Genomic DNA, 13,609 nt, shown 5'->3' on the forward strand with positions numbered 1-13,609 from the left:
GTATTCGGTGAAGACGTTTATAATTACCCTAACATGCTTATTTTCAGCTTTAAGTGCCTTTACGCAGAAGCTTGAAACAGTAATACAGCGCGGGCACTACGCTGCTATAAAGGCAGTAGCTTTTACGCCCGACGGCAAATACATACTTACCGGCAGCCGTGATAAGTCTATTAAATTGTGGGATGTTGCCTCTGGCCGCGAACTCAGGTCATTTTTGGGCCACAAAGCCACAATCAATGATATAGACGTAACAGATGATGGCAAGTATTTCGTAAGCAGCAGTGCTGATAAAACTGCAAAGCTATGGGAGATTTCAACCGGTAAGATGATCCGGGATTTTGTGGGGCACAAAGATGTGATGACTACCGTTGACCTCAGCCCCGATGGCACAAAACTGATCACGGCAGGATACGACTGGGTAAGTATGTTGTGGAGTATGGCCAGTGGCGATACTCTGCGAACTTTCAAAATGAACCCGGATAAAGGCTTAGGCTATGGCATCAATGCCAGTTTCAGCCCGGATGGAAGTATGATTGCATTTGGCAGCGACAACCGGACCACAGTAATTTATGATGCAGGATCGGGCAAATTGGTGCAGGAGATAAAGCCGGAAGAAGGCTGGTGCGGCGGTTGCGCTACTTTTATAGACTACTCTGAAGACGGGCAGTGGCTCATTACGGCGAGCAACAAAGGAGACTTTGTGCTTAGAAATAGCCGAAGTGGAGAGGTCGTAAAAACTTTTGTGAGAGAGGAGTCTTATGAAGCTGTTGATTTAAGCACTGACGGCAAACTGGCCATGATGCTTACAGAGGATTCTTTAAAGGTTTTCAGCACAGCCAGCGGACAGCAAAAATTCTCTGTCAAAGTTGATCATTCCATGCCTGCTACAGATGCGGCTTTCAGCCCCGACAGCAAAACCATAGCCGTGGTTAGCGACGATCAAAAAATTAACCTTTATGATGTTGAATCCGGCAAAGTAGTCAAAACCCTGGGCGGTTATCTGGTTACCCGGGATAAAGGCGGACTGGACTATGACCCTAACTCCAGGTGGGACTATTACATTAAAAAGTATACGGACCTTAAAAACGATGTTGCTATAAGCCCTGATGGTAAATATCTGGTAAAAGGAAAAATCGGTGCTATTGCACGTATGTGGGAGATCAAATCAGGGGTAATTGCCCAAGAGTTTCATGGTCATGAAAAAGCCATTCTTTGCATGACTTTCAGCAAAGACGGTCAGAAGCTGGTAACGGGTAGCGCGGACAATACTGCAAAGATCTGGGATGCAGCTTCAGGTGTAGAACTGGTAACCCTAAAAGGCCACCGGGAAGTAATATTCTCCGTAGGTTTTAGTAAAGATGAAAAAACGATAATAACAGGAAGCTGGGATGGTACGGCCAGAGTATGGGATGCCTCATCCGGTGAATTGCTGCAAACCCTGGTGTTTGAAAACAGCTCGCCTTATCAGGCTGGTCTATATCAAAATAATATCTATGCACTTATTGCCGGGCTTGATAAGTCCCTTAAAATGTTTGAGCTTGATTCTAAAAAAGAAGTAAGACAATTTATCGGCCACACGGATATTATTCAGGCTTTTGATATTCACCCTTCCGGAGAAAAATTGGTCTCTGTTTCGTGGGATGGTAAATTGAAGTCATGGAGCATCGCCACGGGCTTGCAGCAATGGAAATACTCCAGCGATGAGCCGTTGTACGCCGCAAGGTATGACAAAGAAGGAAAAACCCTGGCATTGGGAGGTGCCGACAGGGTGATCAGGATAATGAATTCAGAAAATGGCAACCTGATTAACAGCCTGCATGGACACCAGGCAGCTATAACTAACATTGAATTTTCTCCTGACAACAACCTTTTGATTAGCGCCAGTGAGGACGGCATGATCAAAATATGGGATGTAGTACAGGGCAAGGAACTGATCACCTATGTAATCCTCGAAAATAACGATTGGATGGCCATCAATGCAGAGGGATATTTTAATGCTTCAAGTGGTGCTTTCAATAAAATAGCATTTGTTCGCGGAATGCAGAGCTTTAGTGCTGACCAGTTTTTCGAGCAATTCTATCAACCCGATTTGCTGGACAAAACATTCAAGTCTAAGGACCAAGGCATGAACATGCTTGAAAAAATTGAAAAATCACCTCCTCCATCTATAGAAATAATAGCCCCTCACAATGGAGAGGGGTTTCGTAGTGAAGAAGCTGAGGTCATGATTAAAGTAACCGATCAGGGAGGAGGAGTAGCAGAGATAAATATTATTCAAAACGGAAAAATAGTAAGTACTCAAACCCCTGAAGTTCCGGCCGGCAAATCTATAGTGGTAACCCAAAAGATCAGTTTGGTACCCGGTAACAATACCATTGAAGCCTCAGCATTTAGTGAAGGGCGAATAGAAGCTGATCGCAAAAGCGTGAAGGTAAGTTTGGAAGGTAAAGTAAATTCGACTTTGTATGTGGTTGCTGTCGGTATCAATAAGTATAAAAATGAAGCTCTCAACCTGAATTACGCCGCAGAAGATGCGGAAGGCTTTGTGAAAGTGGTTGGTGAAAACTCCAAAAAGCTTTTTGACCGTGTGGAGATTATACCACTCTACAATGAAGAGGCTACACGAGAAAGTATACTAAATAAAATGGAGGCTCTTTCAAAAGTAGTAAAACCTCAAGACGTATTATTTTTCTACTATGCCGGACATGGGAGTATGATAGACAATGATTTCTACTTTATTCCATCTGATAATATAAGACTTTACAGTGAAGACAAACTTAAGAAAAACGCCATCTACGCAGGAGACCTGCAAGAGAAGCTTGCAAAAACTGCTGCATTGAAGCAGTTGGTAATCATAGATGCTTGTCAGTCCGGGGGCAGCGTAGAGTTGCTGGCACAACGCGGGGCAGCAGAAGAAAAAGCCCTGGCGCAATTATCCAGAAGTACTGGTATTCATGTTCTAGCTTCAGCAGGGAGTGAGCAGTTCGCAGTTGAGTTCAAGGAGTTGGGGCATGGCCTGTTTACTTATGTTTTACTAGAAGCACTTTCTGGAAAAGCCGATGGATTGCCTCAGGATGGAAAAATAACCATTTACGAATTAAAGTCTTACCTGGATGATCAGGTGCCTGAATACTCCAGAAAGTTCAAAGGTAAGATGCAATTCCCCTACACGTTCTCCAGAGGTCATGATTTTCCGATTGTAATCAAATAACATAGTGCGGCGAATTTGTTATGAGGTAAATGTCTGTCTGATTAGGACAAAACATTTACCTTTGAACAACATAAGAATAGCAAAAGCATGAAGCTAAATTACAGAGAAATAGGCGAAGGAAAGCCGTTAATAATATTACATGGTCTTTTCGGGTCGTCTGACAACTGGATGTCAGTAGCCAAGGAACTGGAAGGCCATTTCAAAATGTACCTGATTGACCAGCGCAACCATGGCCAGTCCCCACATAGCGATGAGTTTAACTATGCTGCTATGGCAAGCGACCTTAGCGAGTTTATAGAAGAGCACAGAATAGAGAACCCATCAATATTAGGACATTCCATGGGTGGAAAAACAGCCATGAATTTTGCTATTAACCATGCTGATAAATGGGACAAGCTTATTGTAGTTGACATCGCTCCAAGAGCATACCCCGTTCACCACGATACCATATTAAAAGGACTGAAGTCTATTGATGTAGACAACCTTAAGTCAAGAGGAGAAGCTGATAAACAATTGGCAGAATATGTCCGAGATTTAGGGACTCGTCAATTCCTGCTAAAAAATCTGGCCAGAAAATCTGAGGGCGGTTTTGAATGGAAAATAAACCTGCCGGTTATTGATAAGAACATAGAAGCTATGGGCGAAGGCATTCAGCAACAACTCGCCATAGAAAAAGATGTGCTTTTCATCAGAGGCGAAAATTCAGATTACATACAGGATAAAGATAATATCCTTATCGTTCAACTTTTTCCTAACTCTGAGGTAAAAACTGTCAAGAACGCAGGACATTGGGTACATGCCGAACAGCCAGAGGCACTTCTGGAAATTATAAGGGAGTTTCTTGAGGTTTCCTGAGAATACCTTTGCAATTGTAAAGGCTATGGAGTTCGGCTTTCGGGAGTGCTAGCCTTTTAGCTTCTGTATAAAATAAATGATTAGTGAAATGAGGATGCTCAGGATAATGCTGGTCATTAATGGGAAGTAAAATTGAAACCCATCCTTCTTAACACTTATATCTCCGGGGAGTTTGCCCAGATATGGGATTCTGGGACCGAAATGCAAGAATATTCCTGCAATTATAATAATTAGTCCGATAATGATCAGCGCTTTACCCATATGGCAAAATTCACCAGAAAGAATCAGAACGTCAAGTCGCACTTCCGGACTTATCAAAAAAATTGAATCGACGTTAAACACTAAAAAATAAAGAGGGCCGCCCCCTTACCTGACGACCCTCACCCTCTCCTATGAAGATTTTGAATGTTTTTATTGAATTCTGATAGACTGGCTAAAATATTTCCCTGCAATATCAATTCGCATAGTGTATGAACCAGGCCCAAGTCTTGACATGTCATATCTTTTGGTCAGATTACCATTGTCAGCCAATGTATCTTCAAAAATGATATCATTAGTATTGTCCAGAATGGAGAGTTTTAAAGGTTTCTCATGCATCTTTTGCAGAGCGACGTCAACTTTATTACCATTTTGGTTTATACTTGGCTTGTGTATTACAAGGCGACTATCCCTGTTGATCGAAAGCTTGTCATTGATAATAGACAGCGCAAACATTTCAATTCGCTGATTATTTTCAATCTCCAGGGTATACTCACCATCAGGTAGCGACTGCATGTCAAAACCTTTTAGGTACTCACCGTTTTGAATGTTTGTTTCTTTGTAAAGTCTGAAATTATCAACGTCTTTCAGGACTACATTTACCGTTGAGGAATCAGTATTTTTTATAATTAAGAAAAACTTTTTCTGATCATAACTAGTCACCTTAATATACGGGGTAGTGCCGTAAGCGCTTACAAATAACGTGGTCAATAATAGAACCGTTGCCATGGATGTTTTTAATGTTTTCATATCCGTTGTGTTTTGATTTGCAAAAACTTATGATACAAACTTAGCGGGATCTGCTAAGCCTTACTACAGCGGAATTGGCCACTTTATGTTGTATTTTAACCCGATTATAACCCATACAAACATATCGGGTTAATTTTGCATATAAACTGGTTAATTTTACATATCTTGGTCTCAGACTTATCATTTTACTTTGCCTTATGATTATTAAGAAACCCAGATTTGAAAAGATCAATCCGGCTTTTGGTAGCTCTATAACCATCCGGCAATATCGCGACCCTTGTCGTAACAAATTACCCTATTGGCATATTCACCCTGAGATGGAGCTAGTGTATGTAAATGGCGGCAGTGGCAAGAGGCATATAGGCAATCAACTTTCGTATTTTAATAATGGAGACCTTATATTCATTGGTGCTAACCTGCCCCATTTTGGCTTTACTGACCGGCTAACGGCCAACCGATCCGAAACTATTTTGCAAATGCGGGAGGATTTTCTTGGAGAGAGCTTTTTTTCCATACCCGAAATGGCTCCAGTTAAAAAATTGATGGAACGTGCCAAAAGAGGTATTGCATTTCATGGCAAGACTAAAAAGGCAGTGGGAGCAAAAATTGAGAAACTCATAGATAAAGACCCGTACGACCGGCTTCTTAAAACACTGGCTATACTAAAGCAACTGGCTTTGTCGGAGGAGTACACTATATTAAATGTAGATGGCTTTGCCCTTGAAATAGAACCTCAGGATAATGACCGTATTAACACGGTATATAAATACGTACGCGAAAATTTTCAAAAGCTGATCAGTCTGGACGAAATAGCTGATAAGGTCAGTATGACGGAACCGGCCTTTTGCAGGTATTTTAAAAAGATATCCGGAAAAACCTTTACCAAATTTGTCAACGAATACCGATTGGTGCATGCGTCAAAACTATTATCAGAAAGCGCCTCGAGTATTACAGACATATGTTTCGAATGTGGCTTCAACAATTTCTCCCACTTCAACAAGCAATTCAAACTATTTACTGGCAAAAGCCCTTCGGAATATCGCAGTGAATTGAAAAAAATTGTACAAGGATAACTTCGGATCTGAATTCTGGGGAGACACTAACTTTTCAGCTCCGTGTTTGACAAGACACTTAAAATGCCCGTTAGCAAAGGTACTTGGTAAATCAGGATAAAATAGCTATCGCAGTTTACTGATTCTCAGAGGCAAAATTCACGTTCAATCCTGCTCTACAGGTTTTCAGTCTAATCCTTAACTACACCTAAGATCTGATCTGTTATCTATCAGGCCAATATTTAATTTTCATTTATTATTGAAAGTTTCGAAACATTGATTTACCTTTGACGTATGAAATATCAGGAAGCAAAGGATAAGTTTATTTTGGCTTGGGGAAGTTTGGGTTCCAGTTGGGGCGTAAGCAGAACCATGGCACAGATACATGCGCTTTTACTCATATCGACCTCACCTTTGTCAACCGAAGATATTATGGAAGAACTTCAAATTTCAAGGGGTAACGCCAACCAAAATATCAGGGCTCTCATGGACTGGGGCCTTGTGGAAAAGGAGCTGAAAGCCGGCGAAAGACGAGAATACTTTATGGCTGGAAAAGATATTTGGGAGCTGGCAAAACAAGTGGCCAAAGAAAGAAAGAAAAGAGAGCTGGAGCCTATGCTCAAAGTCCTGAACCAGTTACAGGATGTGGATGGAGACTCGAAAGAGGTAAAGGAGTTTAAAGAGGTAACAAAAAATATTTCCGATTTCGCCGGACAGGCCGAGTCTACCTTAAACCTGTTTATTAATTCAAAGCAAAACTGGTTCTACAAACTTCTATCAAAAATTACGCTCTAAAAAAATTTAAATATAAGTTTCATTTTTTATTGAAAGTTTTGAAAACAATTATCCACTAAAACATTTGTATCATGAACTACACTATTCTCACTTATGCATTTTATATGCCTCTCACTATTATTCTGACCGTATGGGTAGCCAAAACACTATTTACCAACGGCAGGGTATTTCTGGTAGACATCTTCCATGGCAATGACTTGCTTGCAGACAGCGTCAACAAACTACTGGTAGCCGGCTTCTACCTGATCAACATCGGTTATGCAGTGTACACTTTGAAAATATTTGGCTCCATCGATTCTACCCAGGAAATGATAGAAAAGCTGAGTGTTAAGCTGGGCACCATCATACTCATACTTGGAGCCATGCATTTCTTTAACCTTTTCATATTCTTCAAGCTTCGTAAAAAAGCTCAGACTGCAACTACCTAGATGATCATGAAAACCTTAAAAGATCACACTCTGATTTATGACGATGAATGTCCCATGTGTAAAATTTACACCGGGGCATTCATTCGCAGCGGCATGCTCGACGCCGATGGCAGAAAACCCTTCAGCGCACTTTCACATTCCACCGACCTGGATCACAAAAGAGCCTGTAACGAAATAGCGCTGGTCAACAGACAAGATAACTCCGTCATTTATGGAATCGACAGCCTGTTTACCGTGATAGGGCATAGCTTTCCAATGCTTAGTATCTTATTTGATCAAAAACATTTTAGAGCTATCTGCCAGAAAATTTATTGCTTTGTTTCTTACAATCGTAAAGTGATAGCCCCAGGCAGCGCAGAAAATAAGTGCATTCCGGATTTTAATTTTAAATACAGGTGGGTCTACATAGCATTTGCCTGGTTTATAACATCACTTGTGCTTTCATTGTACTCGGAGCTGCTTGTTCCGCTTATAGCAAAGTCACAGCTAAACAGAGAGTTTATAATTTGCGCGGGGCAGATTGCATTTCAAGCCATAGCACTGCGGACCTTGGGCGTACTAAGCACAAAGGAGTACATTAATTATTTTGGGCATATGATGACTGTTTCGTTGCTGGGTGCATTGCTGTTAACTCCTGCGTTCCTGCTCAACCACCTTACAGACGAACCTTACGTTTTTGTCGGGTACTTCTCCATAGTAGTAACTTATATGTTAGTCGAACATATAAGAAGGATTAAACTGCTTGGCCTTCCACACCTTCTCACTGCTACCTGGGTTTTATACAGGCTTTTAGTACTTGGTATCATGCTAGCGACAGTATCTATATGAAAAAAATAATAATTGCAGGAGGCTCAGGCTTTCTGGGCACATGCCTGGCCAGCTTTTATTCCAGGAAAGGGTATGAGATAAGCATATTATCCAGAAGACATACTATAGACCATGATAACATTGCTTATTATAAGTGGGATGCAAAAAATCCGGGGCTCTGGACAGAAGCGTTAGAAGGTGCAGATGCTATTATTAATCTGAATGGAAAATCCGTAGACTGCCGATATACTGAAAAGAACAAGCAACTGATCTATGATACACGGATTGATGCCACTCTAGCCATAGGCAATGCCATAGTCCACTGTAAGCAGCCTCCAAAAGTATGGCTAAATGCCGCTTCTGCAACTATCTACCGACACTCCTTAGATAAGAACATGACGGAAACCAATGGTGAATTTGGAACGGGCTTCTCTGTAGATGTCTGTAAAAAATGGGAGGCCGCGTTTAATCGCTTCAATTTGCCTATGACCCGGAAAATAACCTTGAGAACAGGAATAGTTTTAGGCAGAAACGGAGGCCCTTTGCTTCCTCTACAGAATCTCACTAAAATGGGAATAGGAGGAAAGCAAGGCTCTGGTAAGCAATATTTCAGTTGGCTGCATGAAAATGATTTTGTCCATATTGTCGATTTCCTGATCAATAACAGAACGTCATGCGGCATTTATAATGTCACCTCACCTTCAGTGATTACCAATACGCAATTAATGAGGGTGCTGAGAGATGCAGTTGGTATGCCATTAGGAATCCCATTGACTAAGCTGGTACTTGAATTAGGAGCATGGCTTATAGGCACTGAAACCGAGCTAATCCTAAAAAGCCGGAAGGTAATTCCAGAAAGGCTACTTAACGAAGGTTATAAATTTCACTTTGAGAATATTAAGGCGGCCTTAAAAGACCTGATGGCTTAACCGAAGCCTTCACCCATGAGCAAAAATCAAAAACAAGTTATAAGTTTACTCCTTTCCTTACCTTTACATTTTCAAATTAAAAAACATGTCGAAAGGTCAGCTCTATCTCATTCCTACAGTAATTTCTGAAAAGCAAACAGACGTAATCCCCGAGCAGGTAAGGCAGGTGGTAAAGCACACGGACTACTTTCTGGTAGAAAACCTTAGAACCGCCAGGCGCTTTATCAGTAGCCTGAAACTCGGTTTGAACATAGAAGAACTACATTTTGAACTACTGGATAAAAATACCCCGGTAATCGAGGTTGAGAGGTTGATGAAACCCGTATTTGAGGGAAGAAATATAGGGGTACTCTCAGAGTCCGGTTGCCCGGGAATAGCAGACCCGGGGTCGGCGGCAGTTAAATATGCACATGCCCATAACATTAAAGTGGTGCCATTAGTCGGGCCTTCATCCATATTCCTGTCACTTATGGCCTCAGGTTTTAACGGTCAGAATTTTACCTTTCACGGCTATCTTCCCATAGATAAAAAAGCCCTGGAGGGCACCATCAGGCAATTAGAAAATGAGTCGCGAAAAAATAACCAGACACAGATATTTATAGAAGCCCCTTACCGCAACAATCAACTGTTGGAAAACCTGATTAAAACCTGCCATCAGGAAACGTCGCTATGTGTGGCCAGGGATATTTCAGGGGATGAAGAATATATTAAAACGGCAAAGGTAAAAGACTGGAAATCAATACAAGTCGAACTTCACAAAGTGCCCACTGTGTTTTTACTGCATGTCGCGCAATAACATTTTAATGTTATTATTTTTGGGCGGATTTTATTTTAAGCACATTTGACCTAAATTTGTGCGCTTTAAAACGCTTACGATATTCATTTAAAATAAAATAATACATGCCTTATCTATTTACCTCCGAGTCCGTGTCTGAAGGACACCCGGACAAAATTGCAGATCAGATTTCTGATGCTTTAATTGATAACTTTCTGGCATTTGACAAAAACTCAAAGGTAGCTTGTGAAACTTTGGTAACTACCGGTCTTACAGTACTTAGTGGCGAGGTTAAATCTGAGGCATATCTTGATGTACAGCAGATCGCCAGGAACGTGATCAACAGAATTGGTTATACCAAAGGAGAATACATGTTTGACGGTAACTCTTGTGGTGTAATATCTGCTATCCATGAGCAATCTCCTGATATCAATCAGGGTGTGGATCGCAGCAACCCGGAAGAGCAAGGTGCAGGAGACCAGGGAATGATGTTTGGTTACGCTACAAGCGAAACAGATGACTACATGCCATTGGCCCTTGACCTTAGTCATAAGCTCCTGATAGAGCTTTCCAGGCTTAGAAAAGAGAACAAAGAGATTACTTACCTTCGCCCTGATGCCAAATCGCAGGTTACAATAGAATACTCTGACGACAATATCCCACAGAGAATTGATGCCATTGTGGTTTCCACTCAGCATGATGAATTCGGCACTGAGGAAGAAATGCTAAAGAAGATAAAGGCGGACATCATCAACATACTTATCCCTCGCGTTAAAGCTCAGTTGAAGCCGGAAATCCAGAAGCTTTTCAATGATGACATCAAATACCACATCAACCCTACCGGTAAGTTTGTGATTGGTGGCCCTCATGGTGATACCGGACTTACAGGAAGAAAGATCATTGTTGATACCTACGGAGGTAAAGGAGCTCATGGCGGCGGAGCTTTTTCAGGTAAGGACCCTTCAAAGGTTGACCGCTCTGCGGCTTATGCTACCAGGCATATTGCCAAAAACCTCGTAGCTGCTGGTGTAGCTGATGAAATATTGGTGCAGGTGTCCTACGCCATTGGTGTAGTTGAGCCAATGGGCATATTTATTAATACTTACGGCTCAGCCAAAGTAGATATGAAGGATGGCGAAATAGCCAAAAAAGTGCAGGAGATCTTTGATATGAGACCTTATTCCATTGAGCAAAGATTAAAGCTTAGAAACCCGATCTATTCAGAAACAGCGGCCTATGGTCATATGGGAAGGCCATGCGAAAAAGTCACTAAAAAGTTTGTATCACCAAGCGGACAGGAAGTGGAAATGGAAGTAGAATTGTTCCCTTGGGAAAAGCTTGATTATGTAGTTCAGGTGAAAGAAAAATTTGGTATCAAATAAACAATCTAAGGAATAAAAAAGGGCTTGAAATTCAAGCCCTTTTTTATTATATATCAATTAGACTAAAATTAATGTGCCATTTGCTTAACCTTAAACTTTCTTAGCTGTCTTCGCAGCGCTTCAGTAGCCAGGTCGGTAGCCTCTTCAAATGATTTTGCTTCCTCTTTAGCAAAAAGTTGACTCCCGGGTATATTTAATTTAATCTCTACTGTTTTATTTTCAATTCCGGAATTATTCAATCTTAAAAACACTTCTCCATCAACTACACGGTCATAGAAGGTTTCCAGTTTATCTACTTTTTTCTGGATGAAATCGATAAGCTTCTGATCAGCATCGAAGTGAATTGAATGCATTTGTAACTTCATAGTAGTAAAGTTTAAAAGATTAGAAAATGTTAAGCCTTAGGGTGCGCTTGGTCGAAGACCTTCTTCAGTTTATCGAGCGAATTATGCGTGTAGACTTGTGTTGCGGCCAGGCTTGTATGCCCCAACAGATCCTTAACGGCATTGAGCTCGGCTCCCTTGTTCAGGAGGTGCGTAGCAAACGTATGGCGCAATACGTGGGGACTACGCTTTTCAATTGTCGTAAATAGATTTAAGTATTTTTTTACTGTTCTGTAAATCACCATAGGATAGCAAGCTTCTCCATTTTCTGTAACGAGCAACTCACCACCTTCGTTTTGCAAACCCTGACTATTTTTTGCTGCCAGGTACTGTTCTATCACATGCTCCAGACTAACAGAAAAAGGGATCATTCTTTCCTTGTTCCTCTTGCCCAAAACCTTGAGCGTTCTGTTAGTAAAATTTATATCTATAGTCTTTAACGAAATCAGTTCCGATAATCGTATGCCGGTCCCGTATAGAAGTTCCAATATCAGCCTATCACGGCTGCCACCGAAATCCTGGCTGAACTCGCACTGATCCAATAATCTGGTAATATCATTCTCCTGCACAAACTGTGGCAACTGCTTGTTGGTCTTAAGCACTCTGATCTTAAGCATAGGATCTTTTACAATATGCTCTCTTCTTAAAAGGAATTTATAAAAAGATCTCAAACATGCTATTTTACGATTTACGGAGCGGGCATCCATTCCTCCATCAACCAGGCTTACAATCCAGCCACGTACAACGCCGTGATTGGCTGTAGCAGCATCAATTTCAGGAAAATTGTTTTGAATGAATTCTTCGAATTGGCTTAAGTCATTTTCATACGAGGTGATCGTATGTTTACTGTAGCGCTTTTCGTACTGAAGGTATTTAAGGAAGGTTTCCCGCATAAAAAAATAGTACTACTCAATTGAACCTGAGTAGTACTAATTTAATAAATTCAAACGGGAATAAATAGCTGATTAATAATTTTCTTCAGCGTATTTTTTCTGTCTATATTTTGCCTTAATTATTTCGTTTCTTCTTTGAACGGAAGGCTTTTCATAGAAAGTTCTACCTCTGAGTTCTTTTAATACACCAGTTTTCTCAAACTTCTTTTTGAATCTCTTTAGAGCTTTCTCTATTGACTCGTTTTCTTTTACGTTAACTACGATCATTTTTATACACCTCCTTTCAAATGAACTGCAAAATTAAGAAAAAAAAGTTTATTAACAAATGTATCAGGATCAACCTGCAGTCCAGCTACCTGTACTGCTCACTGCGCCTGTTCCATCATAGTAAGTCCAGCTTCCGCTGCCGTCAGCACTCCAAATATATTCTATCTGAATAATGTCATTGTCATAGCTCTCCATATAACCTGATCCATCCGCTCTTACTTCAAATATGAAGTAATAACCCCACGAAGGATAATTATATTCGCCATAAATGCTTCCGTCGTTTCTGATCTCATACTCATACGTAAATATCTCCACACGTGTATCAACAGAAAAATCCAGCATTACAAATGAGCCAGATTTACCATCTTTAGCCTGTGTTCCTTCAAACCACTTGTAATATGGCCCGCCGGTCTCTCTGAAAAAGATCTCAAAGAAATAGGAGTTGTCCAATTCGGTAATTTGATAAGCTATAGACCCTCCCTGATATGACCACTCATAGGTCACCATATTAGCATTCACCCGTCCGTTTGCCGGTTCAATTGGATTACCCAATTTTGTAGCTCCATCCGGTATGGTAAAAAGAGAGCTGTAAGCTCCAATGCTTGAGGTCATGCTTTCAATCATGCTACTTACAGCCTGAGCTTCAGCACTAGTTGAATTCTTTAAGCCTTCAGGAATAGATATTTTGTTTTCTTCGCTGAATACTGCAAGCTCTACTTCTTCTAAAGAAGGTTCGGGGTCATCCTTATCACCACATGATACGGCTACAAGAGCCAGGCAAAACAGGACAAACAGTTTTTGTAAATTTTTAATGTTCATAGTGT

General features: G+C 41.0%; 15 protein-coding genes. 9 read left to right on the forward strand and 6 right to left on the reverse strand.

Annotation, left to right across the window (positions count from 1 at the left end; translation table 11 throughout):
* Positions 1 to 7 precede the first annotated feature (7 nt).
* Positions 8 to 3,211, forward strand: coding sequence for a WD40 domain-containing protein (locus LVD17_RS07795; RefSeq protein ID WP_233765920.1), 3,204 nt, complete (start codon positions 8 to 10; stop codon positions 3,209 to 3,211).
* An 87-nt stretch (positions 3,212 to 3,298) separates the two neighbouring features.
* A complete protein-coding gene (locus LVD17_RS07800) occupies positions 3,299 to 4,066 on the forward strand; it encodes an alpha/beta fold hydrolase (protein WP_233765922.1) in 768 nt (255 codons plus the stop codon).
* Between the two features lie 48 nt (positions 4,067 to 4,114).
* Here the strand turns inward: LVD17_RS07800 and LVD17_RS07805 are convergent, their stop codons facing one another.
* Together LVD17_RS07805 and LVD17_RS07810 are read right to left on the reverse strand one after the other, a co-directional pair.
* Complete coding sequence (locus tag LVD17_RS07805) at positions 4,115 to 4,327, reverse strand: DUF2905 domain-containing protein (protein ID WP_233765924.1); 213 nt, start codon at positions 4,325 to 4,327, stop codon at positions 4,115 to 4,117.
* Positions 4,328 to 4,477: 150 nt separating this feature from the next.
* Entirely contained in the window at positions 4,478 to 5,074 is a 597-nt protein-coding gene (locus tag LVD17_RS07810; RefSeq protein WP_233765925.1) for a hypothetical protein, read from the reverse strand.
* A gap of 197 nt (positions 5,075 to 5,271) precedes the next feature.
* Between LVD17_RS07810 and LVD17_RS07815 the strand changes: the two genes are divergently transcribed.
* From LVD17_RS07815 to metK, 7 genes are all read left to right on the forward strand, one after another.
* Positions 5,272 to 6,147 (forward strand): AraC family transcriptional regulator, encoded by an 876-nt coding sequence (locus LVD17_RS07815; RefSeq protein WP_233765926.1) that lies wholly within the window; start codon positions 5,272 to 5,274, stop codon positions 6,145 to 6,147.
* 273 nt (positions 6,148 to 6,420) lie between these two features.
* Positions 6,421 to 6,921 carry a GbsR/MarR family transcriptional regulator gene (locus LVD17_RS07820; RefSeq protein ID WP_233765927.1) on the forward strand — a complete coding sequence of 167 codons (501 nt, stop codon included), beginning with the start codon at positions 6,421 to 6,423 and terminating at the stop codon, positions 6,919 to 6,921.
* A 71-nt stretch (positions 6,922 to 6,992) separates the two neighbouring features.
* Positions 6,993 to 7,349: a hypothetical protein gene (locus LVD17_RS07825; RefSeq protein WP_233765928.1), complete on the forward strand. Its 357-nt coding sequence runs from the start codon at positions 6,993 to 6,995 to the stop codon at positions 7,347 to 7,349.
* Between the two features lie 6 nt (positions 7,350 to 7,355).
* The gene (locus tag LVD17_RS07830) at positions 7,356 to 8,177 is read left to right on the forward strand and encodes a hypothetical protein (RefSeq protein ID WP_233765929.1); all 822 of its coding nucleotides are present in this window, start codon (positions 7,356 to 7,358) and stop codon (positions 8,175 to 8,177) included.
* On the forward strand, positions 8,174 to 9,085 hold the full coding sequence (locus LVD17_RS07835) for a TIGR01777 family oxidoreductase (RefSeq protein WP_233765930.1): 912 nt from the start codon (positions 8,174 to 8,176) through the stop codon (positions 9,083 to 9,085). Before LVD17_RS07830 ends, LVD17_RS07835 begins: the two co-directional genes overlap by 4 nt.
* A gap of 85 nt (positions 9,086 to 9,170) precedes the next feature.
* Positions 9,171 to 9,881 carry an SAM-dependent methyltransferase gene (locus LVD17_RS07840; protein WP_233765931.1) on the forward strand — a complete coding sequence of 237 codons (711 nt, stop codon included), beginning with the start codon at positions 9,171 to 9,173 and terminating at the stop codon, positions 9,879 to 9,881.
* 104 nt (positions 9,882 to 9,985) lie between these two features.
* Positions 9,986 to 11,242, forward strand: coding sequence for a methionine adenosyltransferase (gene metK / locus LVD17_RS07845; RefSeq protein WP_233765932.1), 1,257 nt, complete (start codon positions 9,986 to 9,988; stop codon positions 11,240 to 11,242).
* A gap of 68 nt (positions 11,243 to 11,310) precedes the next feature.
* Here metK and hpf read toward each other — a convergent pair whose 3' ends face one another.
* The 4 genes from hpf to LVD17_RS07865 all read right to left on the reverse strand — a co-directional run bounded on the left by hpf (position 11,311) and on the right by LVD17_RS07865 (position 13,604).
* Positions 11,311 to 11,607: a ribosome hibernation-promoting factor, HPF/YfiA family gene (gene hpf, locus LVD17_RS07850; protein ID WP_202855804.1), complete on the reverse strand. Its 297-nt coding sequence runs from the start codon at positions 11,605 to 11,607 to the stop codon at positions 11,311 to 11,313.
* A gap of 29 nt (positions 11,608 to 11,636) precedes the next feature.
* Positions 11,637 to 12,518 carry a tyrosine-type recombinase/integrase gene (locus LVD17_RS07855; RefSeq protein WP_233765933.1) on the reverse strand — a complete coding sequence of 294 codons (882 nt, stop codon included), beginning with the start codon at positions 12,516 to 12,518 and terminating at the stop codon, positions 11,637 to 11,639.
* A gap of 72 nt (positions 12,519 to 12,590) precedes the next feature.
* Positions 12,591 to 12,785 (reverse strand): 30S ribosomal protein S21, encoded by a 195-nt coding sequence (rpsU, locus tag LVD17_RS07860; RefSeq protein ID WP_233765935.1) that lies wholly within the window; start codon positions 12,783 to 12,785, stop codon positions 12,591 to 12,593.
* Positions 12,786 to 12,854: 69 nt separating this feature from the next.
* Positions 12,855 to 13,604, reverse strand: a complete 750-nt coding sequence (locus LVD17_RS07865) for a hypothetical protein (protein ID WP_233765937.1) — start codon at positions 13,602 to 13,604, stop codon at positions 12,855 to 12,857.
* Positions 13,605 to 13,609 lie beyond the last annotated feature (5 nt).

Source organism: Fulvivirga ulvae (assembly GCF_021389975.1).
In the GTDB taxonomy this organism is placed as follows: Bacteria; Bacteroidota; Bacteroidia; order Cytophagales; family Cyclobacteriaceae; genus Fulvivirga; species Fulvivirga ulvae.

Excerpts from the sequence above, each read along its gene's own strand:
- metK (WP_233765932.1), top strand. The coding sequence starts at position 9,986 with ATGCCTTATCTATTTACCTCCGAGTCCGTGTCTGAAGGACACCCGGAC.
- LVD17_RS07805 (WP_233765924.1), bottom strand. The coding sequence starts at position 4,327 with ATGGGTAAAGCGCTGATCATTATCGGACTAATTATTATAATTGCAGGA.
- LVD17_RS07820 (WP_233765927.1), top strand. The coding sequence starts at position 6,421 with ATGAAATATCAGGAAGCAAAGGATAAGTTTATTTTGGCTTGGGGAAGT.
- LVD17_RS07800 (WP_233765922.1), top strand. The coding sequence starts at position 3,299 with ATGAAGCTAAATTACAGAGAAATAGGCGAAGGAAAGCCGTTAATAATA.
- LVD17_RS07835 (WP_233765930.1), top strand. The coding sequence starts at position 8,174 with ATGAAAAAAATAATAATTGCAGGAGGCTCAGGCTTTCTGGGCACATGC.
- LVD17_RS07865 (WP_233765937.1), bottom strand. The coding sequence starts at position 13,604 with ATGAACATTAAAAATTTACAAAAACTGTTTGTCCTGTTTTGCCTGGCT.
- LVD17_RS07815 (WP_233765926.1), top strand. The coding sequence starts at position 5,272 with ATGATTATTAAGAAACCCAGATTTGAAAAGATCAATCCGGCTTTTGGT.
- hpf (WP_202855804.1), bottom strand. The coding sequence starts at position 11,607 with ATGAAGTTACAAATGCATTCAATTCACTTCGATGCTGATCAGAAGCTT.
- LVD17_RS07855 (WP_233765933.1), bottom strand. The coding sequence starts at position 12,518 with ATGCGGGAAACCTTCCTTAAATACCTTCAGTACGAAAAGCGCTACAGT.
- LVD17_RS07825 (WP_233765928.1), top strand. The coding sequence starts at position 6,993 with ATGAACTACACTATTCTCACTTATGCATTTTATATGCCTCTCACTATT.
- LVD17_RS07840 (WP_233765931.1), top strand. The coding sequence starts at position 9,171 with ATGTCGAAAGGTCAGCTCTATCTCATTCCTACAGTAATTTCTGAAAAG.
- LVD17_RS07830 (WP_233765929.1), top strand. The coding sequence starts at position 7,356 with ATGAAAACCTTAAAAGATCACACTCTGATTTATGACGATGAATGTCCC.
- LVD17_RS07810 (WP_233765925.1), bottom strand. The coding sequence starts at position 5,074 with ATGAAAACATTAAAAACATCCATGGCAACGGTTCTATTATTGACCACG.
- rpsU (WP_233765935.1), bottom strand. The coding sequence starts at position 12,785 with ATGATCGTAGTTAACGTAAAAGAAAACGAGTCAATAGAGAAAGCTCTA.